22 protein-coding genes are annotated in these 24,773 nt (G+C 67.9%); 5 read left to right on the top strand and 17 right to left on the bottom strand.

Annotated elements, in window-relative coordinates; translation table 11 throughout:
* Nucleotides 1-9 precede the first annotated feature (9 nt).
* The 3 genes from rpsM to infA form a co-directional block, all read right to left on the bottom strand.
* Complete coding sequence (gene rpsM / locus ACV7NQ_RS22780) at nucleotides 10-384, bottom strand: 30S ribosomal protein S13 (protein ID WP_014981767.1); 375 nt, start codon at nucleotides 382-384, stop codon at nucleotides 10-12.
* Nucleotides 385-580: 196 nt separating this feature from the next.
* Nucleotides 581-694, bottom strand: coding sequence for a 50S ribosomal protein L36 (rpmJ, locus tag ACV7NQ_RS22775; protein WP_011207363.1), 114 nt, complete (start codon nucleotides 692-694; stop codon nucleotides 581-583).
* 129 nt (nucleotides 695-823) lie between these two features.
* A complete protein-coding gene (infA, locus tag ACV7NQ_RS22770) occupies nucleotides 824-1,045 on the bottom strand; it encodes a translation initiation factor IF-1 (RefSeq protein ID WP_003418601.1) in 222 nt (73 codons plus the stop codon).
* Nucleotides 1,046-1,386: 341 nt separating this feature from the next.
* On the opposite strand from infA, the gene ACV7NQ_RS22765 reads away from it, so the two are divergent.
* Nucleotides 1,387-4,251: a MinD/ParA family ATP-binding protein gene (locus ACV7NQ_RS22765; RefSeq protein WP_463361502.1), complete on the top strand. Its 2,865-nt coding sequence runs from the start codon at nucleotides 1,387-1,389 to the stop codon at nucleotides 4,249-4,251.
* Nucleotides 4,252-4,656: 405 nt separating this feature from the next.
* Here ACV7NQ_RS22765 and ACV7NQ_RS22760 read toward each other — a convergent pair whose 3' ends face one another.
* Nucleotides 4,657-5,049, bottom strand: coding sequence for a DUF4254 domain-containing protein (locus ACV7NQ_RS22760; RefSeq protein WP_463361501.1), 393 nt, complete (start codon nucleotides 5,047-5,049; stop codon nucleotides 4,657-4,659).
* 277 nt (nucleotides 5,050-5,326) lie between these two features.
* Between ACV7NQ_RS22760 and ACV7NQ_RS22755 the strand changes: the two genes are divergently transcribed.
* Together ACV7NQ_RS22755 and ACV7NQ_RS22750 are read left to right on the top strand one after the other, a co-directional pair.
* Nucleotides 5,327-6,136, top strand: coding sequence for a GntR family transcriptional regulator (locus ACV7NQ_RS22755; RefSeq protein WP_463361500.1), 810 nt, complete (start codon nucleotides 5,327-5,329; stop codon nucleotides 6,134-6,136).
* A gap of 27 nt (nucleotides 6,137-6,163) precedes the next feature.
* Nucleotides 6,164-6,715 carry a GNAT family N-acetyltransferase gene (locus ACV7NQ_RS22750; protein ID WP_463361499.1) on the top strand — a complete coding sequence of 184 codons (552 nt, stop codon included), beginning with the start codon at nucleotides 6,164-6,166 and terminating at the stop codon, nucleotides 6,713-6,715.
* A gap of 48 nt (nucleotides 6,716-6,763) precedes the next feature.
* On the opposite strand, the gene eccCa is transcribed toward ACV7NQ_RS22750, so the two are convergent.
* The 3 genes from eccCa to eccD are packed head-to-tail and all read right to left on the bottom strand — an operon-like array spanning nucleotide 6,764 to nucleotide 13,789.
* Nucleotides 6,764-10,843 (bottom strand): type VII secretion protein EccCa, encoded by a 4,080-nt coding sequence (gene eccCa, locus ACV7NQ_RS22745; RefSeq protein ID WP_463361498.1) that lies wholly within the window; start codon nucleotides 10,841-10,843, stop codon nucleotides 6,764-6,766.
* A 48-nt stretch (nucleotides 10,844-10,891) separates the two neighbouring features.
* Nucleotides 10,892-12,301, bottom strand: coding sequence for a type VII secretion-associated serine protease mycosin (gene mycP, locus ACV7NQ_RS22740; RefSeq protein WP_463361497.1), 1,410 nt, complete (start codon nucleotides 12,299-12,301; stop codon nucleotides 10,892-10,894).
* Between the two features lie 12 nt (nucleotides 12,302-12,313).
* Nucleotides 12,314-13,789 carry a type VII secretion integral membrane protein EccD gene (gene eccD, locus ACV7NQ_RS22735; protein ID WP_463361496.1) on the bottom strand — a complete coding sequence of 492 codons (1,476 nt, stop codon included), beginning with the start codon at nucleotides 13,787-13,789 and terminating at the stop codon, nucleotides 12,314-12,316.
* A gap of 229 nt (nucleotides 13,790-14,018) precedes the next feature.
* Here eccD and eccA point away from each other — a divergent pair, with 229 nt between their 5' ends.
* Nucleotides 14,019-15,851: a type VII secretion AAA-ATPase EccA gene (gene eccA / locus ACV7NQ_RS22730; protein WP_463361495.1), complete on the top strand. Its 1,833-nt coding sequence runs from the start codon at nucleotides 14,019-14,021 to the stop codon at nucleotides 15,849-15,851.
* Nucleotides 15,852-15,860: 9 nt separating this feature from the next.
* Here eccA and eccB read toward each other — a convergent pair whose 3' ends face one another.
* The gene (gene eccB / locus ACV7NQ_RS22725; protein ID WP_463361494.1) at nucleotides 15,861-17,378 is read right to left on the bottom strand and encodes a type VII secretion protein EccB; all 1,518 of its coding nucleotides are present in this window, start codon (nucleotides 17,376-17,378) and stop codon (nucleotides 15,861-15,863) included.
* 127 nt (nucleotides 17,379-17,505) lie between these two features.
* Here eccB and eccE point away from each other — a divergent pair, with 127 nt between their 5' ends.
* A complete protein-coding gene (gene eccE, locus ACV7NQ_RS22720) occupies nucleotides 17,506-19,305 on the top strand; it encodes a type VII secretion protein EccE (RefSeq protein ID WP_463361493.1) in 1,800 nt (599 codons plus the stop codon).
* 83 nt (nucleotides 19,306-19,388) lie between these two features.
* Here the strand turns inward: eccE and ACV7NQ_RS22715 are convergent, their stop codons facing one another.
* The 9 genes from ACV7NQ_RS22715 to ACV7NQ_RS22675 all read right to left on the bottom strand — a co-directional run bounded on the left by ACV7NQ_RS22715 (nucleotide 19,389) and on the right by ACV7NQ_RS22675 (nucleotide 24,771).
* A complete protein-coding gene (locus ACV7NQ_RS22715) occupies nucleotides 19,389-19,682 on the bottom strand; it encodes a WXG100 family type VII secretion target (RefSeq protein WP_463361492.1) in 294 nt (97 codons plus the stop codon).
* 50 nt (nucleotides 19,683-19,732) lie between these two features.
* Complete coding sequence (locus ACV7NQ_RS22710) at nucleotides 19,733-20,029, bottom strand: WXG100 family type VII secretion target (RefSeq protein ID WP_463361491.1); 297 nt, start codon at nucleotides 20,027-20,029, stop codon at nucleotides 19,733-19,735.
* Between the two features lie 87 nt (nucleotides 20,030-20,116).
* Entirely contained in the window at nucleotides 20,117-20,908 is a 792-nt protein-coding gene (locus ACV7NQ_RS22705) for an ESX secretion-associated protein EspG (RefSeq protein ID WP_463361490.1), read from the bottom strand.
* Nucleotides 20,905-21,891: a PPE domain-containing protein gene (locus ACV7NQ_RS22700; RefSeq protein WP_463361489.1), complete on the bottom strand. Its 987-nt coding sequence runs from the start codon at nucleotides 21,889-21,891 to the stop codon at nucleotides 20,905-20,907. Before ACV7NQ_RS22700 ends, ACV7NQ_RS22705 begins: the two co-directional genes overlap by 4 nt.
* Nucleotides 21,892-21,922: 31 nt before the next feature.
* Nucleotides 21,923-22,267 (bottom strand): PE family protein, encoded by a 345-nt coding sequence (locus ACV7NQ_RS22695; protein WP_463361488.1) that lies wholly within the window; start codon nucleotides 22,265-22,267, stop codon nucleotides 21,923-21,925.
* A 17-nt stretch (nucleotides 22,268-22,284) separates the two neighbouring features.
* Complete coding sequence (locus ACV7NQ_RS22690; RefSeq protein ID WP_463361487.1) at nucleotides 22,285-23,676, bottom strand: hypothetical protein; 1,392 nt, start codon at nucleotides 23,674-23,676, stop codon at nucleotides 22,285-22,287.
* Nucleotides 23,673-23,990, bottom strand: coding sequence for a type VII secretion target (locus tag ACV7NQ_RS22685; RefSeq protein ID WP_463361486.1), 318 nt, complete (start codon nucleotides 23,988-23,990; stop codon nucleotides 23,673-23,675). The genes ACV7NQ_RS22690 and ACV7NQ_RS22685 overlap by 4 nt, the downstream gene beginning before the upstream one ends.
* Nucleotides 23,991-24,076: 86 nt before the next feature.
* Nucleotides 24,077-24,388: a YbaB/EbfC family nucleoid-associated protein gene (locus ACV7NQ_RS22680; protein ID WP_463361485.1), complete on the bottom strand. Its 312-nt coding sequence runs from the start codon at nucleotides 24,386-24,388 to the stop codon at nucleotides 24,077-24,079.
* A 26-nt stretch (nucleotides 24,389-24,414) separates the two neighbouring features.
* On the bottom strand, nucleotides 24,415-24,771 hold the full coding sequence (locus tag ACV7NQ_RS22675; RefSeq protein ID WP_463361484.1) for a hypothetical protein: 357 nt from the start codon (nucleotides 24,769-24,771) through the stop codon (nucleotides 24,415-24,417).
* Between the last annotated feature and the right edge of the window lie 2 nt (nucleotides 24,772-24,773).

Raw genomic sequence — 24,773 nt, 5'->3', positions numbered from 1 at the left:
CGGTTATCCCTACTTCTTCTTGCCGGCGACGGTGCGCTTCGGGCCCTTGCGGGTACGCGCATTGGTCTTGGTGCGCTGGCCACGCACGGGCAGGCCACGACGGTGGCGCAGACCCTGGTAGCAGCCGATCTCGATCTTGCGACGGATGTCGGCCTGCACCTCGCGGCGCAAGTCACCTTCGACCTTGAGCTCGGGGGAGCTCTCGATGTAGTCACGCAGCTGCGTGACCTGATCGTCGCTGAGGTCCTTGCTGCGCAGGTCCGGGCTGACGCCGGTCGCCGCGAGGATCTCCTTGGAGCGGGTACGGCCGATGCCGTAGATATAGGTCAGCGCGATCTCCATGCGCTTTTCGCGCGGGAGATCAACGCCCATGAGACGTGCCATGTGGCAGGTTCCTTACTGTTGCGGAGGTCTGCTCCCTGTCCGTCCCCTCGTCTTGGTGGGGCCCCGGCCTCCGAACCGGGGGTTGGCACGCACACATCCGGGCGAACCCGGAAACCGCTGTGTGCGGCTGGAGCTGGGAGGTCTTCTTTATTTGGCCAAGCCGATCGGTGATCGGTGCCCGGCTGGTGAGGCTGAATCAGCCCTGACGCTGCTTGTGGCGCAGGTTGTCGCAGATCACCATGACCCGCCCGTGACGGCGGATCACCTTGCACTTCTCGCAGATCTTCTTGACGCTCGGCTGAACCTTCACGTCCGTCCAATCTTGTTGTGGTTCACACGGGTGTGAACACAGTTTTTCCCCAGCCGACGGCTAGGGAAGTCTCTGTGATGAGCCTGACGGCTCGGCGTTCGCGCTGCGCGCCCTCGATGGGGCAGGCGATCACTTGTAGCGGTAAACGATGCGGCCGCGAGACAGGTCGTAGGGCGAAAGCTCGACGACCACACGGTCCTCGGGGAGGATGCGAATGTAGTGCTGCCGCATCTTCCCGCTGATGTGCGCGAGAACCTTGTGCCCGTTCTCGAGCTCGATCCGGAACATCGCATTGGGCAGCGGCTCGACTACTCGACCCTCGACCTCGATGGCCCCGTCTTTCTTCGCCATGTCCTCCGCGATCCTGGTTTAGGCTCAAACCTGGTTTGATTGCTTCGTGTCTGCTTGTATGTAACCCGTCAGCTGAACCAACCGGCGGCATGCGAACAGTCGGCGCATAGGTGCACCGCCGCTCAAGCTTACCGGGAGGTGCTGGATCCGGCAAAAATGGCCCCTGCGAACCCCGCCCGTTGCGGCCGATCCCTGGCGGCGGGTGGTTGTCGCGTAAACTGGCCGCTGTCCAAGAATCGGTCCAGCAGATCCAAGGGGGATGTGGTGAGCGAGCGTAGCGAGCGAACCATGGGCACAGCGCCCCCGGGCACAGAGGAGCCGTGCGTCAGCGAGGCGGAACTGTGAGCCGTAATAACGACGGCCTCCCCATGCTGCCACCGTGGCTATCCGAGAGCGAAGTCACGCAGGTCGGCTACGAAGCGCCGGTGCAGAATCTTCCGTCTGACGATGTAATCGAAGAGGGACCGAGCCGCAGACGCGGGCGTCCGGGGAAGGGCCGCAAAGGCTGGCGTCGCGACAAGAGCGACGAGCCGCCGACCGGAGAACAGCAGCCGACCGCGAACGGCCCGCACGGACGTGCGCCCGAATCCGCTCCCCGCGGGCCCGTAGCGCCGCAGCCCGATTCCCCGCGCGACGACCCGTGGCGCCAGTCGGGTCTGGACGCATACGTCCAGCCGCGTCCGGACGACGCGTGGCAGGCCGGACCGCCGCAACGCACCGAAGCACCGCCGCAACGCACCGAAGCACCAGCGCTGCCCACCCGGAACCCCGGCCCACCACCTCCGGCCTTCCAACCGCTGGGCAGGCGCGCCGGTGCCGAGCCGCCCGCGTCGAACGACCTGACCACACGCCACCAGCCCGCCCGGCCCGATCTACCACCGCCACCGGCCCTTCCGGATCCACCGCCGCAGGCGTCGATGGCCATCCCGGACGCGCCGCCGCATGCGTCGACCGGCGTGCCGCAAGCTCCCGCCGAGCGTTCCGCACCTCCCGAGTCCAATGGCCCGCCGCCGTGGCTGGCCGGACCGAGACCCGAGCAGTCGACGACCGGCCCGGCAGACCCGCCCCGTCGTCCACCACTGCCCGATCCCCCACCGCCGCAGGGCAATCCGCCCGTCGGCCGGTTGGCAGCGCCACCCGCCGAGCAGGCACCCCCGCGGGGCGTCGATGGTCCGCCGCAGCGCGGACAAGAACCACCCGCTCCGAGCCGGGAACCGCAGACGCCGCGCGACAGCGTCGCATCCACCCAACCGGGCCCCACGACGCCTTCGGTAGCCCAGGACCGACCCGGACCGCAGGATCAGAGCCGCACACCCGGCGACAGCGTTGCTCCCGCCGAGCGGCCGAGTGCGGCAATAACTCCGGAGCCCGTGACCGGGCCGCAGGACCGCGCGCCGTATGCGCCGGATCGTGCGCATCCCGGCACCGAGCATGGTTCCGGTGCGACGACACCCCCCGGCACACCACCGAATCAGGAACGCTCGAGCCCAGGACCGGCCGCGAGCTCGACATCGTCGAGCCCGATCAGTCCGGCAGCGGAGTACGGATCGTCGGCACCCGGCGACACCGGCCCACTCGGTGTGCCGCAGCCTGATCGCCCAGACCGTCCGGCCGCCGAGCAAGGCCCGAACGGCACGGCCGGTCCGCAACTGCCCGGCTGGCCGACGGGACAATCGACACCTGGCATCACCGAGCGCCCGGAATCCGGCCAGCCGCGACGCGACTCCGCTCGGCAGGCGCCCGGCTGGGTGCCCTCGTCCAACGCCGGAACGACTCGGCCGACGAGCAGTGGGCGACACGGGCTGCCCTCCGGCTACGCACCACCCACGACCGGAGGCCAGGCGCCGGGCAGCGAGCAGGCCGGTCCACCGGCACCGGGCGAGCCGTGGCGCAACGCCGCGGCACCCGTATGGGCAGACGAAAACGCCACTCGGACACCACCCTCCGTGCGCGGACAAGCACCGGGCAGCGAGCAACCAGGGCCCCAGGCACCCGGCGCGCCCTGGCATAACCAAGCAGCACCGGCATCAACAGACGAAAACGCCGCTCGGACACCACCTTCCGTAGGTGGACAGGCGCCGGGCAGCGAACAGCGCGGGCCGCAGCAGCCGACCGATGTGCCGTCGCGTGCGCCCGGCGGGTTCGCCGGACCGCAGGTAGGCGGGCAGGCGCCGGGCGGGGTATCGCCGACACCGCCTGCGCCGCCCGGACAGTGGGGCCGCCCGCCGGGGCCTGTACCGCCTGGTGGACAGTACCAGCCCGGTGTGCAGTATCAGTTGGGGCCGTCGCTGGACGATGTGCCGATGCGGCGGGCCAAGAAGTCGCCGGGCAGTGGCTGGCGCAAGGCCGTGCATCACGTGTCGGGCGGCGCGATCAATCCTGGGTTGTCCGCGGAGGAACTGCGACTACAGGAGCTGGTTGCGCGGATCAGGCAACCGGTACGCGGCGACTACCGGATCGCGACGCTGTCCCTGAAGGGTGGCGTCGGAAAGACCACCACGACAATGGGTATCGGGTCGATCTTCGCGTCCATCCGGGGCGACCGGGTGATCGCGGTAGACGCCAACCCCGACTTCGGCACGCTGTCGCAGCGGGTGCCGCTGCAGACCAGGTCCACCGTGCGCGACCTACTGCTCGATCCGTCGATCCAGCGCTACTCGGATGTGCGCAGGCACACTTCGCAGGCCACGAGTCGGCTGGAAGTGCTTGCCAGCGAACGAGATCCGGCTGCCTCGGAGGCGTTCAGCGAGGAAGAGTACCGTGCGGTCGCGCGAATCCTGCAGCGCTTCTACAACATCATCCTGACCGACTGCGGCACCGGGCTCATGCACTCGGCGATGTCGGGCGTGCTCGATCTGGCGCATTCTCTGGTGCTCATCTCCTCCCCCGCGATCGATGGGGCCCGCAGTGCCGCAGCGACTTTGGACTGGCTGTCGCTGCACGGACACGACCATCTGGTCCGCAATGCGGTGGTGGTGATCAACTCGCCGCGCGCCGGGTCGCCGAATGTCGGCATCCAACAGCTGCGGGAGTACTTCTTGTCCCGCTGCCGCGCCGTGCACATCATCCCGTTCGATGCGCATATGTCCGAGGGTGCCGAGATCGACCTGCACCGCCTGCACAACCACACCAAGCGCGCCTACGTCGAACTCGCCGCGACCATCGCCGACGATTTCGCCACCGACCACCGCCGCTACCAACCCTGAGGACACCCCCGTGTCACACCGTCACGTGACGCGTGGTGTTCTGCCCGCAGTCGCCGAAGGTCCGCGCCCCTTCTCGGAACCCGCGCCCGCTACGGGCACCCAGAAGTGGTGCGGATCCCGAGAACTGGTGCTGATCCTGCTGGCAACGCCGCAACTTGGTTGCGGGCGTGGCAGTTCCAGCGTGCTCGACTGGCTGTGGTCGCGGCTCGAGCCCGAAAGCAACCGGAGCCAGGCGGTTTCGGCGGATACTCACAGAGCGTCCATATCTTTCACAGGGCTTGTAGCCCATGTGAAAGGTATGGACGGTCTGTGAGACTTCGTGATCCAGCGACGTCGTACACACTGCACACGCTGGTTTGACAGCGCCGGGGGGACGAAAGTGGTTCGCGGGCTAGTGAGCTGGAGCTACCACTCCGGGAGACGACGTCTGCCCGCGAGAATGTCGCGGACGAGATCGTCGTAGGCATCGGCGAGTTCGGCAAGATGATGCCAAGCGCCGTGCAGTCTTTCATCGTGCGCGTCGAGGGTCATCAGCGCGTGGTGCGCGCGCACCGAGGATTCAGCGAGGCGGTCGATGACCGCGCCGACGGTTTCGGTGTGCAGTGTCGCACCGAGCCGGTGCTGGGGCACGCTGCGCGCAACCCAGTCATCGATAGCCATGACCAATTCGACTCTGCGGCGGTCAATTTCGAGGACCACCAGCGGGTCGGTGTCCACCGAACCACCGCGGCCGACCAGTCGCCGCTCGTGCAGCACCGCGAGATCGCGGGCGAACCAGAGCAGCGGACCACCGACCACGCGGTGTCCACGACACGCCCGAACAAGTAGATCCGAAGTGGGAAGCAGCCCAGGAGCATGGGACTGCACCACCGAATCGGCACACCGCAGTGTGCCGGGACGAGCCATTACGACTGTTGTATCCGAACCTGCCACGCTGCCTCGCCGTCATCGCCGCACAACACCGGATCAGGACGTTCATTACAATAAACCTCTGAAGGCACCTGTCAAGCGTTACCGGGCCGAGGAAGTCACGAAGAGTATACTTCGTTACCTGCACGACCAACCGAGGAGCAAGATGGCGGACGGTCCGACGTACCACCGGATCGCAGACCTCCTCCGCGAGGAGATCCGCGCAGGCAAGTGGAAACCAGGTGATCGGTTGCCCAGCCACACGGAGCTGGCCGAGCACATGCAGGTCTCGCTTACGACCGCTCGCAATGCGATTCAGGTTCTGGTTACCGAAAATTTCGTCTACACAGCGACTTCCCGCGGCACCATCGTGCGAAACCAGGAAGTCCTGGAATCAGTTGTCACCGACCACATTCGACACGACCGGCCGAAATCGCCGCACGACATCTTCGAGGAGATTGCGCGCGGCGCGCACCGGGTGCCGTCCAAGGAGTTCAGCGCGAAGATGGAGCCGGCCGGCCCAGCGATCGCGTTATGGCTCGGCGTGCCGGAGGACTCCTGGGTGCTGGCCCGGACGGTCGTCCAGTATCTCGACAACGAGCCGTGGTCCTGGGAGGTCAGCTTCTATCCGCGAGACTTGGCCGAGGCCACCGAAATCGACTCACCGCACGACATTCCGGAGGGCACCACCCGCCGACTGGCCGATTGTGGCCAGGCGGAGACTGCCCACCGCGACACGCTGACGGCGCGGCCCGCCTCCGCCGAGGAGGCCACCGTACTCGGCGTGGCCGCGGGCACGATCCTGCTGGACCACCTGCGGATCGGCGCCAATCACGAGCGGGTCACCAGGGCGACCCGCCACCGCTCCATCGCCGCGCGCAACCGGCTCGCCTACCAACTCGGCGATGCCGAAGGCCTCGGCGTCATCGGACGCACCCTCGGCATGCCGTATGAGCCAAATATCCCGTCGGCATGAGCGTTATCATGCTCCGCCAGGCGATAATTGGCGATCTGGGCGTGGTCTGTCGGCTGCGTCTGCACCGCGTGGCTGACCGCGCGCGGCTCCGATCAGTGGACGGTCGCGGGCCGTGGACTACCCATCGAGATCTTCGCGAGGGCAATCAGCCGCTCGCTGGACGCGGGTGAGACCTGGATCGCGGAGGTAGCTGGCGAACCCGCAGGGACGATCACCGTCAATCGGCACGCCGACCCGGGGCTCTGGTCACCGTGGGAACTAACCGACGCGGTCGTCGTCCATCGCATGATCGTCGACCTGCGTTTCGCCGGACACCGCATCGGCCACCGCCTCCTCGCCCACGCGGGAATGCTTGCGCGCCAACAGGAACGTGACTGGGTTCGCCTCGACGCTTGGACCACCAACACCGAGCCGCACGACTACTACCGCAGGGAGGGCTTCGAACTCGCCCGTATCGCGGGGCCAGTGGCGACCGGCCCCTCCCGCGCCTTGTTCGAACGCCGCGCCGGCAGTTGGGATCTCGACGCGGCACCACGAGATCTCGTGGGCACATGGGTAACTCACCGGGGTACAGGCTGACCCGGCCGACTCCCCACCGACGGCCGCCAACGCCACTGCCGCGGCACCTCAGTACGTCGGTGGCATGTGGGCGATCTGCACCATTTCCTGGCCGTTGCTGCGGGAGGCCAGGGTGCCGCGGCCGGGTGGGAGCTTGCTCGGGCGGATCTCGCCGATGATCTTGCCCTCGTCGCGGGAACCGCTCATGATCAGCGTGTCCACCGACAGGTTCTTCAAGCCACCGATGATCGGGTCGTAGAGCGCGCGCGAGACGCCACCCATGCGCCGGGTGACCACGAAGTGCATGCCGATATCGCGTGCCTGCGGCAGGTATTCGATCAGCGGGGCAAAGGGATTGATACCGCCGGTCGCCACCATGTCGTAGTCGTCGACCACGATGTAGATCTCCGGCCCCACCCACCAACTGCGGTCGCGCAGCTGCTGCGGGGTGATATCAGAACCTGGGATCCGCTTGGACAGGAATTCCGCGACCTCTTGGATCATCGGCCCGCAGGTCTGTGACGAGGTGGAGTATCCGGCGAGATGTTCGCCCTCGACCACGCCGAGCATGCTCCGGCGGTAGTCGATCATGATGATCTTCGCCTGGTCGGGGTTCGAATTCTCCACCACGCCGGTCACGATGTTACGCAGCAGCGTGGTCTTGCCGGATTCGACGTCAGCGAAGGCCATGAAATGCGGCTCCGTCCCGAAATCCAGGACCAGCGGCTGCAATTCGGATTCGCCGAGACCGACGACCACCCTGGTTGGGCTGAGCTCGATGCCCTGTTCCCGCGTGGTGGCCAGCAGCCCCTCGCGGCCGAATTGCAGTGGCAGCATGCGCACCTCCGGCGCCTGCCTGCCCGCGTGCAACTCCGCGAGTTCCTGCCGAGCCAGGGTGACACCGTCCGCCAGCGAGTCCGGGTCGGAGTCGGAATCCAACCGAGGCAAGGCGACCAGCATGTGCAGCTGTTCCGGGGTGAGGCCGCGACCCGGACGGCCCACCGGAACCTGAAAGGCAGTGCGCCGCCCCATCTCCGAGTCCGTCGGGTCACCGAGGCGCAGTTCCAGCCTGGTGCCGATCTGGTCCTTGACCACCGGCCGGATCTCCGCCCACCGGGATGCACCGATGATGAGGTGGATGCCGTACGACAAGCCTTGTGCCGCAATGGCGGTGATCTGCGGCTCCAGCACGTCGAACTCTTCGCGAATCGCGGCCCAGCCGTCGATCACCAGGAACACGTCACCGAATCGGTCGTCGGCCAACGGATTACCCACCGACGCCGCGCCGTCGGGCACATGTGCCGCCGCAGCGAACTTGCGCCGCCGGAATTCGGCCATCGACTCGATGCCCAGTTCGGCGAACCGTTCCTCTCGCTGGCGCATCAGCGAGGTGAGCTCGGCGATGGTGCGGCGCACCCGGTCGCTGTCGAGACGGCCGGCCACCGAGCCGACGTGCGGCAGCCCGACCAGGCCCGCCATGCTGCCGCCACCGAAGTCCAGGCAGTAGAACTGCACATGCTGCGGGGTATGGGTAGCGGCGGCGGCCATGATGATGGTGCGCAAGGTGGTCGACTTGCCCGACTGCGGGCCGCCGACGACCGCCACATTGCCTTGCGCGCCGGCCAGACTGATGGTCAGCACGTCACGACGCTGCTCGTACGGCTTGTCGATCACGCCGATCGGCATCCACAGCTGGCCGTGCCGGTTGACCGGCGAGCGCCAATCCGGGTCGGGCAGCAGCATGTCGACCGTCGGGGATTCGTCGAGCGGCGGCAGCCACACCTCGTGCGCGGGGCGGCCGTGCCCGGTCAGTCGCTTGACGACGGTGTCGAGCAGCGAGTCCGGAATCCCCTCGTCCGAGCCGGGCAAGCCGAGCGCCGACGGCGGCGGCGGCGGGAGTTCGAACAGCGGGTTCGTCGGTGACGGCGGCAGATCCAACGCGGAGTCGTCTTCGGCCGGCTCCGGCGCCTCCACCGGCGCGGCGGTGAACACCGCGGGACGCTGTCCGCCGACCGGACTGCCATCCACGCCGGTCACCGTGCCGAGCGGCGCGACATAGGGGCCGGATACGTAGCTTGCGTTGAACCGCAACGGATCCGAGGCGTCGCTCTTCAGATATCCGGCGCCGGGCACGCTCGGCAGGTGGTAGGCGTCGGTGATGCCGAGGACCGCGCGCGATTCGTTGGCCGAGAAGGTGCGCAGACCGATGCGGTAGGACAGGTGCGATTCGAGGCCGCGAAGTTTGTTCTCCTCCAGCCGCTGCGAGGCGAGCAGCAGGTGCACGTGCAGCGAGCGGCCGAGTCGGCCGATCATCACGAACAACTCGGCGAAATCCGGCTTCTGCGACAGCAGTTCGGAGAACTCGTCGACCACGACGAACAGCGCGGGCAGCGGATCGAGCGGCACGCCGGCGGCCCGGGCCTTCTCGTAATCGGTGACGTTGGCGTAGTTACCCGCCGACCGCAGCAGTTCCTGCCGCCGGTTCATCTCACCGGCGAGGGCGTCCTTCATGCGGTCTACCAGGGACAGTTCCTCTTCCAGGTTGGTGATCACCGCGGCGACGTGCGGCAGCGAATCCAGTCCGAGGAAGGTCGCGCCACCCTTGAAGTCGACGAGCACCAGGTTCAGCGCGTCGGGCGAGTGCGTGGTGACCAGCGAAAGCACCAGGGTGCGTAGGAATTCCGATTTACCCGAGCCGGTCGCGCCGATGCACAGGCCGTGCGGGCCCATGCCGTTCTCGGCCGACTCCTTGATGTCGATCTCCACCGGCGTGCCGTCGGGGGTGATGCCGATCGGCACGCGCAGCCGTTCCCGCGCGGTGCGCGGCCGCCAGACCCGCGCCGGGTCGATCTGCGCCGCGTCCGGGATCTTCAGCAAAGCCATCAGCCCGGGATCGGCCGTCGAGCCCTCGCCGAGGCTGACGATCTGGGCCGCGGTGGCGAGCCGGTAGCGCGACAGCGCCCGCGAAAACGCCTCGGCCTCAGCCGAACTCACTTCGTCGGCGGTGGCGAACTTCTCCACGCCCGCGGCACTGCGTGCGGACACATCGCCAGCAGCGGCGACCAGTTGCAGCCCGCGCCGCGCCGCGAGCCCGCCCTCCGGTGCGGTGAGGTCGAGCACGGTCACCGAATCCAGTCCGGATTCGCTGATCAGCCGTTCGTTGCCGTTGACATACCCATCGTCGATGATCACCACCAGGTGCAGCCGCCCCTGGGTGGGTTGCGGGTTGCGCATGAAGCGGCCCCGCTCCATCAGCTCGGCCGACAGCGCGGTCTCCAGCTCGCCCAGCGAAGTGTACATCATGCGGGCCGAGCCCATGCCGTCGCGAAGGGTCGGATGTTGCAGGTGCGGAAGCCATTTCGCCCACGCCCACGGCCCGTCCGGGTCCGCGCAGACGATGGCGACTGCGAGATGGTCGGGGCCGTGGAAGGTGACCAGCTCCATCAGCATGGAACGCGTCAGCATGCGCGCGTCCTGGGGCGGGCCGCTAATATTGATCGCCGGGAAGGCGCGCAGCGACACCGCGGTCGGCAAGCTGTGCACCACCGAATGGGTACGCACGAACCGGCGCAGCGCGACGGTGGAGACCGGCTCCAGATCCTCCAGCGGACCGGTTTCCGGTCGGGCCAGCTTGGTGGCCAACCGGTGGCTGCCCATGCCGACCCGGACGTGCCCGAAGTCGGGATCGTTGGGCCTGCGCTCCCACATCCGCCGCGTCCCGATCAGCGAAGGCAGGTCGGCCGGGTCTGGGTGGCTCCAGGCCAGGGTCTCCAGCTGCTTACCGCCGGTGCGCCGCACATCCTTGCGGATCTGATCCAGGTAGCGGAAGTAGTCCTTGCGTTCCTCGTTGAGCTCGACCGCCCGCTTCCCCGTTCCGCCGCGGAAGCCGGCCATCATGCCGACCATCGACATGAGCATCATCATCGGGAACATCATGGACATCGGATTGGCCAGCAGGTTGCGGCCCATCATCGCCATCATCGCCATCATGCCGACCACCGCGACCAACATGACGACCGGCATCAGCTTCATCAATAGCGGGGCGGGCAGCTGGCGCGGAATCTCCGGTGGCGCGGTCAGCGCCACCTCACCACCGGGTGCCCGTGGCGGCGCTATCCGGGGGCGTCGTACGAAACCTTCGGTAGCCATGGAGTCCTTCGATCGGTCGAGCTGTCTGTATTCGGCACGGAGCCGACGCTAGGGGTCGAATTCGGCGTCGATCTCCCGGCGTCTGCGGCGGAACGGAATCGCTACCGCGACACCGATTGCCAGGGCGGTCAGGCAGGTCAGCGAGCCGATCACCGCGATCCGGCGCGGCCGTGGATCGGGTCCCGGCGGGATGACGGGTGCGGCGAGCGCTCGTTCGACATCGGCTCCGTCGCTCACGGGCTTGTCGGGAAGCTGCGCGGTCAGCGCGGCGAGCGGGTCGATCAGGCCCGCGCCGATCGCGTCGTCGTGGCCGGTGCCCGGTGCCTGCGCGGTGCGGACGATGCGGTTGATCACCCCTCGGGCATCGAGATTCGGGAATCGAGACCGCACCAGGGCCGCCAGCCCGGCGACGTACGGCGCCGCGAAACTGGTGCCGTCCACCGGACGGATTCCCTCGTCGGTCTGCACACCGTTGACCAGCCCGACGCCATCACGCTTGCTGTCCAGGGAAACGATATTGCGGCCGATCGCGGCGACGCCGATCCACGGGCCGTGCAACGACAGGTCCGATGGCTTGCCGTCCGCGTCCACCGAGCCTACTGCCAGTACATACGGCGAGAACCACGCTGGGCTGGCCACGGTGTTGACCGCGCCCCAGCCGGAACCCTCGTTCTGTTTCTGGCAGGGACCATTGGACTCGACGTTCCCTGCGGCGGCCACCACGACGACATTGCGCTCGTAGGCGTACTTCACCGCGGCACCGAGCGAGGAGTCGGCGGTGTCGGATCCGGCTGGGCTGCACGCCACTTCGGAGATGTTGATGACGGTGGCGCCGAGATCGACCGCACGCACCACGGCCGCGGCCAGGGTGAGCACGCTGCCGTATCCGTCGGCACGGATGGTGCCTGGCGGCCGGTCACCGCCGCGATCCTTTTTCTCGTAGGCCAGGCTGAGCTGCCGGATGGTGAGGATCTCCGCATCGGGCGCCACCCCGGTGAACGCGTCGCCCGGACTCGGCTGGGCCGCGATGATTCCGGCCACCAGGGTGCCGTGCCCGTCGCAGTCGACGGTGCCGTCGCTATCGGAGACATAGTCGCCGCCGGCTTGCAGGGCGCGTAATCGCGGGTGCCGCTGAACCCCGGTGTCGATCACGGCGACCTTCTGCCCCGCACCCCTGCTGAACTGCCAGGCTGCGGGCAACTCGAGCACCCGCTGCGAGATCGGTGGCTCGTTCGGCGGCGCCCCGGTGAGCGCTGGTTCGGCGCACTGGTCGGCCTGTTGGGTCGGTTCCAAGGGCGCGGGGTGACCACTCAACGCCTGTGCGATACCGAGCGCACCCGGATCGATACTGGGCGGCGAAATCGCGGCGGCGGGCGGCGCGGGCGCGCCCACCACGCCCACCACCGCAGCGGCGCAGGCCATCCGCAGCAGGCTGCGACGGAAGGGGCTAGGTCCCATCGGTCCCCGCACTCATATGTTTCTGGCCATCGAGTAGACGTCCATGATCCACAGCACCAGTGGGATCAGCGAGATGATCAGCAGGTATTCGAAGATTTCGATCATCCGCCTGGTTACCGGGGTGACCTCGATATGCGGTCCGATCACGCCGAAGCCGACCGTGCCCGCCGCGAAGGCGATCAGCAGGCCGACTGCGAGCATTTCGAAATCCGTGTCCCCCATCGCCGCGCCGACGACCAGCGCGACGAAGGTCAGGCAGCCGCCCGCGATCAGCGTCGCGGCCTGGGTGAGATCGGCGAAGGATCGGCCACGCAGGCACAGGATGATCCCGGTGACGACGGCCAGGGTGATGCCCTGCCAGCGGGCCGTGCCCAGCGGGTCGGCCGCGCCGAACGCGCCGATCACCGCGCTCAGCGTGCACGCGATGATCAAGCCGGATTGGTACTGGTTGGCCGCGCGGGCCCGCTCACCGAGGCCGGCCGCCGAGGGCAGCGCGGTGGCGCCGATCGCGCCGATGCCCTCGATAGTCGGGCGCTGTTCGTGATCGGCCGGGTCGATGGCGCCACCCGCGGTCGGCACCGGCGGGATCGGCAGCCGGGCCAGCCCAGCGGCCAGTCGCGGCACCATCGACAGCATCGCGATGCCGACTACCACCAGCCCACCGGACAGCTTCGGCAGGCCGGGATGCCAGACCAGATACACCGCGGCGGCGATACCCGCGATCACGCTGAGCGCGCCCGCGGCGGAGAACAAGGTCGCTCCCGTACCGATGATCCGATAGCCGAGCACGGCGGCCACGATCGTCACCGAACAGCCGAGCAGCAGATGCGCACTGCCAAGCGCGCCGGGCACGAAAAGCGCGGCGCCGCCGAACAGGAGCAGCAGACCATCCAGTGACAGCCAGGTGGCGGTGACCGGGTCGAGGTATTTGCGAGCGGCGAAGCCAGCGGCGACGAAGGCCCCGATACCCGCAGCCGACAGCACGAACGCGGGGGCGAGCGGATCGCCGTGCCCGCGCGAGATCACCAGCAACGCCAATGCGGTGAGCACCGTCAGCACGGAGGCGACCAAGCCCATCCAGCGCGCGGCGTTGCCGGTCCAGCTGCGGAACTGCTCCGCGGTGAGCCGGGATACCGCGTCGATCACGTCGTCGAAGAGCGCGGGCGCTTCCTTCGCGGTGACCGAACGCAGCACGAGCAGCTCACCGTCGTGCACGTCGGCGTCGGTGAGCGTGCGGCTCAGTGCGAACGCCTCTTGACCGACCCGCGCCAACGTCCAATGCTGGGCTCGCAGCGGCACCGAGTCGTCCTCGGTGTCGATCTGGTCGGGATTGCGCGATTCGATCAGGGCAACCAGGTCGCCGATGAAGCTGGCGATCGGGACGGTAGCGGGCAGCCCGACATCGAGCTGAGTGTTACCGCCGATGATGGAAACCCGACTCAGCTCCGGCACAGCGGCGCGTGTGCCACTGGTTGGTGACTCGATCAACGACCCCGGACCCCCCGCCTCTCCACTGACGATTGTTCACGCCCCGACTGCACTGGGTGGAACGTCTTCTTAGTGAACGACTTCGACACCGGTAAGACTCTCATGCGTTGCAACCTCCCCGCAGCTCAACCTAATGTAACGGACAAACCAGGCACTGCGCGATCGGTAGTCTGGGGGGCATAAAGAACTCATCCGCTACTACGAACGAAAACTTCGGGGTCCGACAGCCATGACCGGCAATCGCCAAGCACAACGCGCCTTCGACGCCGGAATTCTGTCGCTCGGATTGTCCATCGAAGGACAGGAGTCCGCGCGCGACCTCGAGTACGCGAAGCTCGCCTTCCAACGCGCCACCGAATGGGACCCCACCATGTGCGACGCCTGGCTCGGCCGCGCCGCCGCGGGTGAGGTCACCAAGGATGTCTTGTTCAACATGCACAAGACCAGCGCCAGCACGCTGTACCGGGAGCAGCGCAGGCTCGGCCTGCAGTCGCGCGACCTCGCCGGCCGCTTCCTGCCCGGCCTTTATATCGATTACCCCCTGGCCAGCTACACCGAGATCTGGCTCGCCTGGGCCGCGCAACTCATCGCGGACAAGGAATACGACGAGGCCGAGCGGGTGCTCAACGAACTCGACGCGCACCGCAGGTCCCAGCTGAGCGACCCGGATCGCGAGATCGACAACCGCATCTGCGCCTACGTCCGCGGCGTGCTGCATTACAACACCCAGCGCTGGCCCGATGTCATGACCGTGCTGGCCAATTCGGCCGAGTGGGACGACCCGTATCTCGCGGCGGGTGCGAACGTCATGGTCGGCACCGCCTGCGCGCAGCTTGGTTTGTTCGGTGAGGCGATCCGCCGGATGGAACAGGCCGAGGCGGGCCCGATCCCGGCGGCTCGGTCGACCGCCATGTTCTGCCGCGGCCTGTGCTTGCGCGAATCCGGCAACGAGGAAGTGGCGCAGGGCCTGTTCGAGAAGGTGTATTCGCAGGCGCCGGATTTCGAGGCGAACACCTCCGCGATGCGCGACCGCACCTATAGGATCAGCATCACCTCGCGCGAAACGATCGATGCCCGCACCGACAAGTGGAATCCGGCCTCCGCGCCTTCGATGAAGGCGATCGAGCAGGCCGAGACCGAGGATCGGGCCAAGAAGATCCTTGCCGAAGCCCGCGCCGAGCTGGACTCCCAGATCGGCTTGGCCTCGGTGAAGACGCAGGTGGCCAAGCTGCAGTCGAGCGCGCAGATGGCGAAGATCCGCACCGAGAAGGGCCTGGCCGCCGGGGCGCGCGGCCAGCACCTGGCGTTCACCGGCCCGCCTGGCACCGGCAAGACCACCATCGCCCGCGTGGTCGCCAAGATCTATTGCGGCGTCGGCATCTTGAAGACCGACAAGGTGGTCGAGGCTAAGCGGGTCGACTTCGTCAGCCAGAATCTCGGCGGCACCGCGCTCAAGTCGGAGGCGCTGATCGACAGCGCGATGGACGGCGTGCTGTTCATCGACGAGGCGTACACGCTGATCCAGACCGGTCTGCAAGGCGGCGACTCGTTCGGCCGTGAGGCCATCGATACGCTGCTGGCCCGGATGGAGAACGACCGCGATCGGCTCGTGGTGATCATCGCCGGGTACGACGGCGAGATCGATCGCCTGCTCGCCGCCAACGACGGTCTGGCCTCACGGTTTTCCAAGCGCGTGCAGTTCCCGTCCTACACGCCCGAGGAACTCGGCGAGATCGGCAAGGTCATCGCGCACAAGCGGGACTCGGAACTGTCCGACGACGCGCTCGAGCTGCTCGTCACGGCCTGCACCCAGCTCTACTCGATGCAGAGCACCGACCAGAGCGGTCAGCCGCGCCGCGGCGTCGACCTGGCGGGCAACGGCCGGTTCATCCGCAACGTCATCGAGTCCGCCGAGGAAGAGCGCGAGTTCCGGCTGGCCAACGACGAAACGCTGGACCTGGCCAACATCGACGAATCGATGCTGATGCGCATCGAGGCGCCCGATATGCACACGGCGCTCTCCGGCATCCTCGCCTCGCTGAACGTCGGCTTCACCGGCTGACCCGAACGGCTACCGCGGCGGCTCCAGCGGCAGCTGATCGCGTGCGGTGAGCGCTTCTTTCGCGGACAGGGTCGCGCCGGGAACCATCTGGCCGACGATCGCCCACGGCGCAAGCCGCGGGGTATCCCCGATGCCGAGCACACCCGCGGTCGCCATGTCGGGAATGCCGTAGCGGACGCCGTTGTCGGCGACGTAGAACAGGCTGCCGCGCCGCGGGCTCCCCGGCCCCATGCCGGTCACCTGGACGAACTCGCCGGTGCCCGGCGGGACGTACACGGCGTCCACCCGGTCGCCGGTGCCGTCGGCGGTGGCCAGCGAGACGGTCTTCGCCGATTCCGCGATCGGGACGCGCACACCGGCCAACAGGCTGACCGAGGCGCGTTCGGCGGGGCCGTCGCCCGCGTCGGCCTTGCGGTTGGCCGGGGCCGTGCCCGGTGTCTTGGACCAGGCCACGCAGGTGACCGGGGCGTCTTCGGCATTCAGAATCTTCGGGGTCTCGACCGGAAAGTCGTTGACCGGCAACGCGTCATGCATGACGCGCACCCGATCCAGCACGTCCGGCGGCATGGTCGGGATGTCACTCATTCCGTGCGAGTCGGCGAACCGGATCACCTGCGCGGTGAACGGGCTCACCGGCTGCAGCGCGTCGGCGAGCACGGCATACAGTTCGGGTTTGCCGTCGCCGACATCGCGAATAGATATGACGCCGCCGACCGGAATCTTCGACAGCGGGCCCGGACCGGGCTGACCGGCCTGCGGGATCTGCGGCGCCGCGAGCGCGGGCACTTCCGTTGTCGCGCCGAGCATTCCGGTGCCGATCGGGCGCGGCCGGTGCGTCGTCAGGTTCAGCGCGCGCACCAGTACCGAGTTGCCGGGGTCGATCTCGGCTCGCTTGCCGTCGTAGACCAGGTAGGTCTTGTCACTGCGCTTCACCAGCAACGCCTCGTCCCGGCCGACCGTGCGGGTCCGATCGCCGAGGGCGGGACGGCCCGCGATGACCGTCGTGATGCCGCCGGTGGCCGACGCCGCGCTGCCGCCCTGCGACAGCGCGATCGTCTCGCACAGCGCCCATTCCGAACGGGATCCCTGCGACGACCCGGGCAGCGCGCTCGGTGCGCCGGGGATGCCGACCATCGGTCCGCGTGGCATGTCGTTGAGCTTGCTGTCCTTCACCCCGTGCGGCTCGGCATTGCTGCCCGTGATCAACCGGGCGGAGGCCAGATTCAGGACCGGGTGCAGCGTCTTGCTGCCATCCTCGGACTGCACCACGACGTACAGCGCGCCGCTCTGCTTGCCCGACACGATCAACGCGTCGCCGATCGCGCCCTGCGGCCGCAGGAAGCTCAGGATCGCGGCACCCGCTATCACGAGCACGCCGAGCACCGCACCGACCATCAGAGAACGCACCTGAGACCGCATGGGATCGTGCAGCATTCGCACGTCGCGCCGCACCAGCGCGTGATCGAGTCGGCGCAACAGGAATCGGTACCCGTTGACCTGGGCTCGGGTGGTCAGCTGTGCCGGCACAAGGTCTCCATTGAACTGTCGAGAACCATCCTCATCAACACGGTACCGTAATTCCAGGACGGCCCTGAACCGATGATTTCATGGCCCATGGGCGGTGGCCGTACAGGTGGCAGACAGGGACAACGCGGTGACGACAACTGTGAACGAGACCAGGCCCGACGGGGCGACCGAACCGGAAGGCACCGGCACGCCGACGCCACCCGCCGACCGTGCTTCGGCCTACGACACCCTGCGTGACCCCGAGTTCTGGCTCTTCCGCATCTATCCGCTGCGGGTGATCGTGCCGGTGGTGGTACTGGCCGCCACGCTGGCCTGGATCGTGCTCGCCACAACGCATTCCCTGTGGGGCGCGATCGACGCGGGCGCCGGTTTCGTGCTGATCGGCCTGCTCCCGATTCGGGGCCGCACCCCGGCAGGGCGGATCGGCCGCGCGCTGGCCCGGCGGCGCAGCGGGCTGCGTCCCGCCGAGCATCTGACCCAGGCACCCGCGTTCGATGTGCCGTTCAGCGAGGGCGGCGGTTACGGGGTGCGCTGGGACGGCGAGCTGTTGCTAACCATGCTGCGCATCGACCCGCCGCCGGACGCGTTGACGCTGCTTCGCCGCGGTTCGCTGAGCACCGACCAACTGCTTCCGCTCACCGAAATCGCGCGCTGTCTCGATCAATTCGACCTGACCCTGGCCGGCGTCGACATCGTGAGCACGGGCGCGCGCACGGCGGGCACCGGCATCATCTCGCACCTGTACGACCGCATTCTGGGTCCGTTGCCCGCCATCGCGCACCGCACCCTCTGGCTGGTGCTGCGGCTGGATCCGCTGGCCAATGCCGAGGCGGTGGACAAACGCGGTGGCGGCGGCACCGGAGCCCTGCGCACCGCGATGATCGCCACCCGCCGGGTGGCGAACCGGCTCGCCGCGCACGACATCGCCACCTCCGTGTTGACCGCCGCCGAAATGAACACCGCGGTCCGCGAACTCACCCATGGCTTCGAGATCGATCAGCTCGCCGAATCGCCACAGTCACTGGAGTATCAGGGTCGCTACCTCACCCACTATCAGATCGGCGCGGACATGATCGGCCCGCGCGGGCTGGCCGATATCTGGACCGTGCAGAGCCTGTCCACCACGGTGACGCTGCGGCTGCGTCCCGGCGCGCACCGGCACGACACGCGCGCCGACCATGTCGGCACCGTCATGCTCAACGCCGTGGTCCGGTTCGACACCACCTTCGAACCGGAGGAGCCGCCGCTGCCCGGTCTGCGCGAGCTGCCGGGCAATCAGCTGCGAATCCTGTTGGACACCTTGCCGATCGGGGCCGCCGGTCGCTGGGGCTCGGACACCGGATACCGCGGCACCATCGCCGCGCTCACCGATATCGCGGTGCCGACCGCGGGCTGCGGGCAGTTGATCGGCGCCGACGAAATAGGCCAGGGCATCGCGGTGCCGCTGGTCGGCGAGGGCACCAGGCACCTGGCGGTCATCGGCAACCTGGACCTGGCCCAGCAGGTGATCCTGCGGGCGACCGCGCTCGGCGCGCACGCCATCGTGCACACCGCAAGGCCCGACGCCTGGCACACCATGGTGACCAATCTCGATGCGCCGCACGTGCTTTCGATCGCACCGCGGTCCGCCGGAGCCAGCTACCACGCGCCTGCGGCGCCACCATTGCCCGCCGCGCCCTACCCGAGCACCACGGTCGTCGTCTTCGACGGGATCGCACCGACCGCGCACGCGGGCGGCGCCACCATCGTGCATGTGCGCACGCCGGATCAGCCCCCGGGGTCGATCGATGCCGACGTCACGCTGATCCAGGATCCGTACGCGCCGAACCGGATCACCGTGCGCACCGCGACCGCGAGCGCGACCGTGTTCATGGTGACCACGCCGGACGAGATGCATTACATCGGCGAATCGCTCGCCGCACGCTGACCCGAAAACCGCAGCGCTGATCTCAAAACCGAAACGGCCGACCGGAACTGGATGTTCCGGTCGGCCGTCAGGTGACGGACATGTCAGAAAGCGGCGAAACCATCGCCGACCTTGCCATCGGCTTCGAGCGCACGATTCAGCGCGTTCTCCACCTGGGCACCGAGGGCGTCCAGCTTCTGCAGGGTGTCCTCGAGGCCCTGAGTGAGATTCTTGTGCGAGGCGTCGAAGCCCTGCGTGGCGTTCTCACCAGTCAGGTTGTCATGGAACGCCTTGGCAGCGTCGTTGAGCGAGTCGATCTCGCCCTTCATCTTTCCGCCGTGCGTCTGCAAGTCGCTGTGCAGCTCGTTCATGGCTGCGGGATCGTAAAGGATGGTCATTCTTCAATTCCTTCGAACGATGGGTTCCGAAACGGAGCGGAGCAGACCGATCAGGCCTGGTCCATGGTCTGCAGGGTCTTCTTGCCCGAGTCGACGGCCTGCGAGAACTGGTCGAGGCGCTTGTTCAGATCCTCGGCCTCGTCGTGCCAGTCGCCGGCGACCTGAACGAACTTGTCGGACGCGTCGCCCTTCCAGCCCTTCAGCACATCCTGCGCGGCCTGATCGATTTCCTTGACCGAGGTCCGGAGGTTGTTGATCGCGGTCTCCAGATCGCCGACGACCTTATCGACGCCGCCGGCCTCGACACCAACAGCCTTGCCCGAGCCACCGAGTGAGGTGAGTGACATTTCTTTGACCTTTCGTCATATGTGATGATCGTTCTCATACAAACGATCTCGTTGAAATACGAGACAACCGAAGTTGCCACCCGAGAACTACTGAGGCAGCCACCTCCCCCCGGGCAGCCCCTCGATCAACGTGGCGACTGCTTGCGCAATCCGGTGGTCTGTTCCTGGCGTGACCGTGGACCAGACCTGCTGATCCGGGGAAACCATCGGCGCGGCGACGATCCGCCCTCGGGCGGTGTCGTACACGGCGACGGCACCGGGCGCCCTCCTGGTCACGCCATCCTCATGGGCGCACGCCACGATCTCGGCGTAGGCGTGCGTCGCACCGAAGGCGAGCCCCAATTTGGTGGCGTCGCGATCGGTGGCACCCAAGGCATAGAGAGCGTCGGTGAGCTCACTGGGCGTCGCGGCCGCATCGAGCCGCTCGGCCAGCTCCGCGGCGGGGACGCTGAGATTGGGGATTTCGGCGGGCGGGCACGGATCCATGGCGGCGAGCAGCGGCCGCACCAAATCGGCGGCCGACCCATCCGTCCACACCTGCCGCACCTCGAAGTTGTCGCCGGTGCGGACGGCGAGCGCTTGGGTGTGCCCGCGGCGCACCACACAGACTCGGCGCGAACCGTGCTCGGTGTAGATGCGGGCAACCAGCTCCTGCTCCGGCTGCGCCAGGGTGAACAGTGTGTCGGCCAGCTCCGAATCCACTTCGCCGTGCGCGTCGATCAGGCCGTCGCCGATCAGCGTGGCCACGGCGTGCTCCTGTGCCCGCTGCCATTCCTCGAACGAATCCTGCTGCGGCCCTACCGAAAGCGCCAGCGGCAGGGTCTGCACCCCGATCCGGTCGGCGACGGCGAGCAACGCGTCGTTGGTCAGCGTGGTCACGGCGCACCGCCGGATTCGGTCCGAGTCTCGGTGGGCGCCTTGGCCACCGACTCGGTTCCGCCGAGCACGGCCGGGGCGGCCTGGATTTCGCCTTCGAGCCCGATCTGGTCGGCGTCGCCAGCCAAGCTGGCGCGCGGGAACCGGGCCGAATCCTGGGCCCCGCCCGCACCACCCATCGCGCCTGGGGCCACCGACGCGGACTGGCCGGTCGCGCTCGTCGTGCCGACCTGGGTCGTCCGGTTCGCGGGCTCGGTGGTCGTGGTGGATTGCGAGTACACCGGCGCGCGATAGGCGGACAGCGCCCTGGGCGGCAAAGTGGGCATCGCGATCGAACCGACCGGCACACCGCCGAAGCTCGGCATCGATTTCGGCGCCGCTGCCGCCGCGGCGGTGGCGGCCTGCTCTGCGGTCAACGCCTGCTCCGGCGCGATCTTCGGCGGGGCCTGATGCTGCCACGGCGTCGCCAATGGCTCGGCGGCCGTTTCGTAGCTGCGCATCACCCGCGACGCAACGGCTTTCGCCATATCCGCGTCCGCGTCGTTGTCCGCGGCGACCGCACGGATCGGTGCGCCGAGCATGGCGCCCATGCTTTCCAGCATGTGCTGCACCTGCTGGATTTTCTCGATGTCCGCGGTGTTCGGCATGGTCAGCTTGGCCACCTCGTACGCGGCGACCTGGGCCTGCAGGCGCGCGGCGTTCGCGGTCGCGGTGGTGGCCGCGTCCACCAGCCAATCCCGCAGGGTGGACACCTTTTCCATGACCTCGCCGCTGCGTCCGGACTGCCATGCGCTGCGCAGCGCGGCAAGGACCTGCTCGTATTCGAGCACCGCCGCACCGAAAACCGTTGCCAGCCGCGCCCATTCGGCGGCTGCCTCGGCCATCGGCACAGAGCCCGGCCCCGTGGTGAGTTCCTGCGCGAGCCGCTCCGGCGGCCGAGCCTCCCACACCACGCCGGTGAACCCTGGCTTCGGTGGTTCGATCATTGCTGCGCTGTGCCTTTCCATGGACTGCGCCTCAGACGGACCTGCCGCCCGCGGCGTCGAAGTCCACGACGCTGTCACTTTCCATCTGGCTGAACTCGTTCGTGTGCATCCGCAACGTGGCCGCCAGCTTGCGCATTTCGGTCACGCTGGCTTGCGCGCTCGCCAAGTACGACGAAGCGACCTCGTTCCCGGTCTGCGCGGCCCGGCCGGAGACTTCGTCGGCTCCAGCGGGCTGGATCGTCAATGCCTCCTCTGCTGCTCGCAGATCCGAGGCCAGCCGATCGGCAAGCACATCGAGCCCGTTCGATGCTTTCCCTGCCGCGGCAGGGTCGAACTGGACACTCGCGAACGCGTCGCCTACCCCGTCACTACTCATGAGACCCTCCTAATAAGTCAGAGCGTGAGTTCCTTGTCCGGCGGTGGTTCCGAAGCGCTGTCGGCCGCGCCGACCACCGGCAACGAAACCCCTTCGATGTGGCCGACCACTTCGTCGCCGTGCTGGCTGGTCACCATCTGGCCGCGCAGAGCGTCGCTGCTCGACTCGCCGTCTCTGCCGAGTCCGGCCGCGCCCGCGGCGCCGGCCATCGGCATCATTCCGCCGCTGCCACCGGTCGTACCGCCGGTCGACATCGCCGCTGTCGTAGCGGGACTCGACCCGGCGCCACTCAACCCGCTGAGCGAGCCCAACGAGCCGCTCGCGACGCGAGTGCCCTGCCAGGGGTTCAACGGAGCAGCGGGCGCGGCGCCGGGTCCGGGGCCGCCGAAGGCACCAGCGCCCGCACCGGCCCCGCCAGCTGCCGCTGCTGCCTTCGCCTTCTCCTCGTCTGACAGTGCGCCGCCATCATGGGTTTTCGGGTCGACAACCGGCTTCGGCGCGCTGAGGGCCGAACTCGCCTGGGCGAGCTGACCTAGCGACTGCGCCGCCGTGGTCGCGGTGCTGATCAGCGGAGTCACCATGCTCATCAGCTGACTCAGCTGGTCGGCGCCGCCCGCGCCCGCGACGCCCTTGGGGGCGTTGGTGATCGGGACCTTCGTCCCCGTCGTGGTCATGGAGGCGCTGTGGCCGAGTAGTTCGCCCTTGGTCTTGACTGTGATGCCGAGCGCCTCGGTCATCGCCTCAACCGCCGAGGCCGCCAGAAACACCTGTCCCGCAGGGGTTGCGGCGTACAGCGGCGACGCGGCCAGGATGGTGGAGAACTTCGCCACCACCGCGGACATCAGCCCGGCACCGGTGAAGACACTGCCCGCCGCGTTGGTGAGGACAGCCTTCTCCTGGGTGCTCTGCGCCTCCAGCTTGCCTGCGTCCTGCTGCGCCTCGCCCGCCTTCTTCGCCGCCTCCATCGCCGCCATGCCCTGCCAGACCGACATCGCCGTCTGAATCGCGGAGGTGCCGAGCTGCATCACGGTCTGCATCACGGTCGAGATGCCGGACAGCAACTGGGTCGGGTCGGCGGGTGGCGCGGGCGCCGACGCGTTCTGCGTACCGTCGGCGTTCGCCGAGGTGGGTGCCGGTGCCGGCGCGCCCAACTGTCCGCTGCCGAACGCGGCCGCCAGATCGGTCAGCGGCCGCATCAGCGCGGTGAGATCCAGCGGCGGCAGCGGCGGCATCTCGGGCATGTGAATGAACGAGGGCATCTCGGGCAGGTTTGGCAGACCCATGTCTTGCAGGATGTGGTTCACCGGCTGGTCGAGCATCGGGGCTAGGGCACTGCCCCGCAACAGATCCAGCACGGTCGGATCCAGCGGCTCCGCCCCCGGCGGTGGGATGGCCCCGGGGATGGTCATGACTTCGAACTGACCGATCCGATGGCCGCACGGGACGCGCCATCGGTGGCCTCGTACGTGCCCGCGGCCTCATGTGCGGTCAGCGCGGTACCCGCGTGCACCGCGGCCAATTCGGCCACCGAGCTCAGATGGTTCGCCTGCGCGAACGCGAACGAGGCGAGGAATTCCTGGCCGATCAGGCCGAACACCGGCACGACCGTGGCGATGGTCGCCGCCTGGTCCACCGCGCCCGCCGAAGCGACGCCCGCGGCCATCGCGGCCGAGGCGGAACCATAGGCCCGAACCGCATCCGGAACAACTTCAATGTGATTCATGACTAACGTCCAATCCCGAAACACCCCTCGATGTTTCGTCAAACCTTGCCTATCGGAGCATGTCTTCGCTGATCACTGCGGGCTCATCATCCGGTCACAGACCCCGTGCTTTCCTCGTTGAAAGCAGTGACCAGCTCGGCCCGCTCGGCGAAGGCCCGATAAGCCGCCGCCTGTGCCGTGTCGACCAGTGCCTTCTCGAAGTCGGCAGGCGAAAGTTTGGCCACCGCACCGGTAAGGCTCAGCCCGACCAGCGCGCCGTTACCGTCCACCGACGCGGTGACCGCCCCGTCCTGCGACGTCTCGGTCACCAAGATCCCGGTGGTCGCGTCGTTGAGGTCGCGCAGCCGGTACATCTGCCTCTGCACCCGCGCGATCAACTCGTCCATCGTGTCGACCATGACTACCTCCCGAATCCTCGTCCTAGTCAGACTGATCGGAGCCAGCTCTGTGGCTCGGTCTCGTACTCCTGCTCTTCGATGATCTCTTGCCGCGCGACTTCCTGCTCGGCGGGCAGGCCCGTCATCGACAACATCTCGGAGGTGAAGCCCGCGTCCCGCAGCTGTGTCCGGCGGGCCAGCCCGGCCCGGTTCGCCGACTGCTTGCACAGCCGTAAGATCTCCGCCGCCAACGCTTCCGGATCGCGCCGCAATTGATCTTGGTCCAGCTTGATGCCCAACGGCAGACCCTGCTCGGTGGTGCGCACCGCGATCGAGCCGGTCAGCGAGGTCACGACGAATTCCGTCGGAAACTCCTGTGGCGTATCGCCTTTAGGTTCCGTCATAG

Source organism: Nocardia sp. Tas62D01 (assembly GCF_055232035.1).
This window is presented reverse-complemented; position numbering and strand designations above follow the sequence as displayed.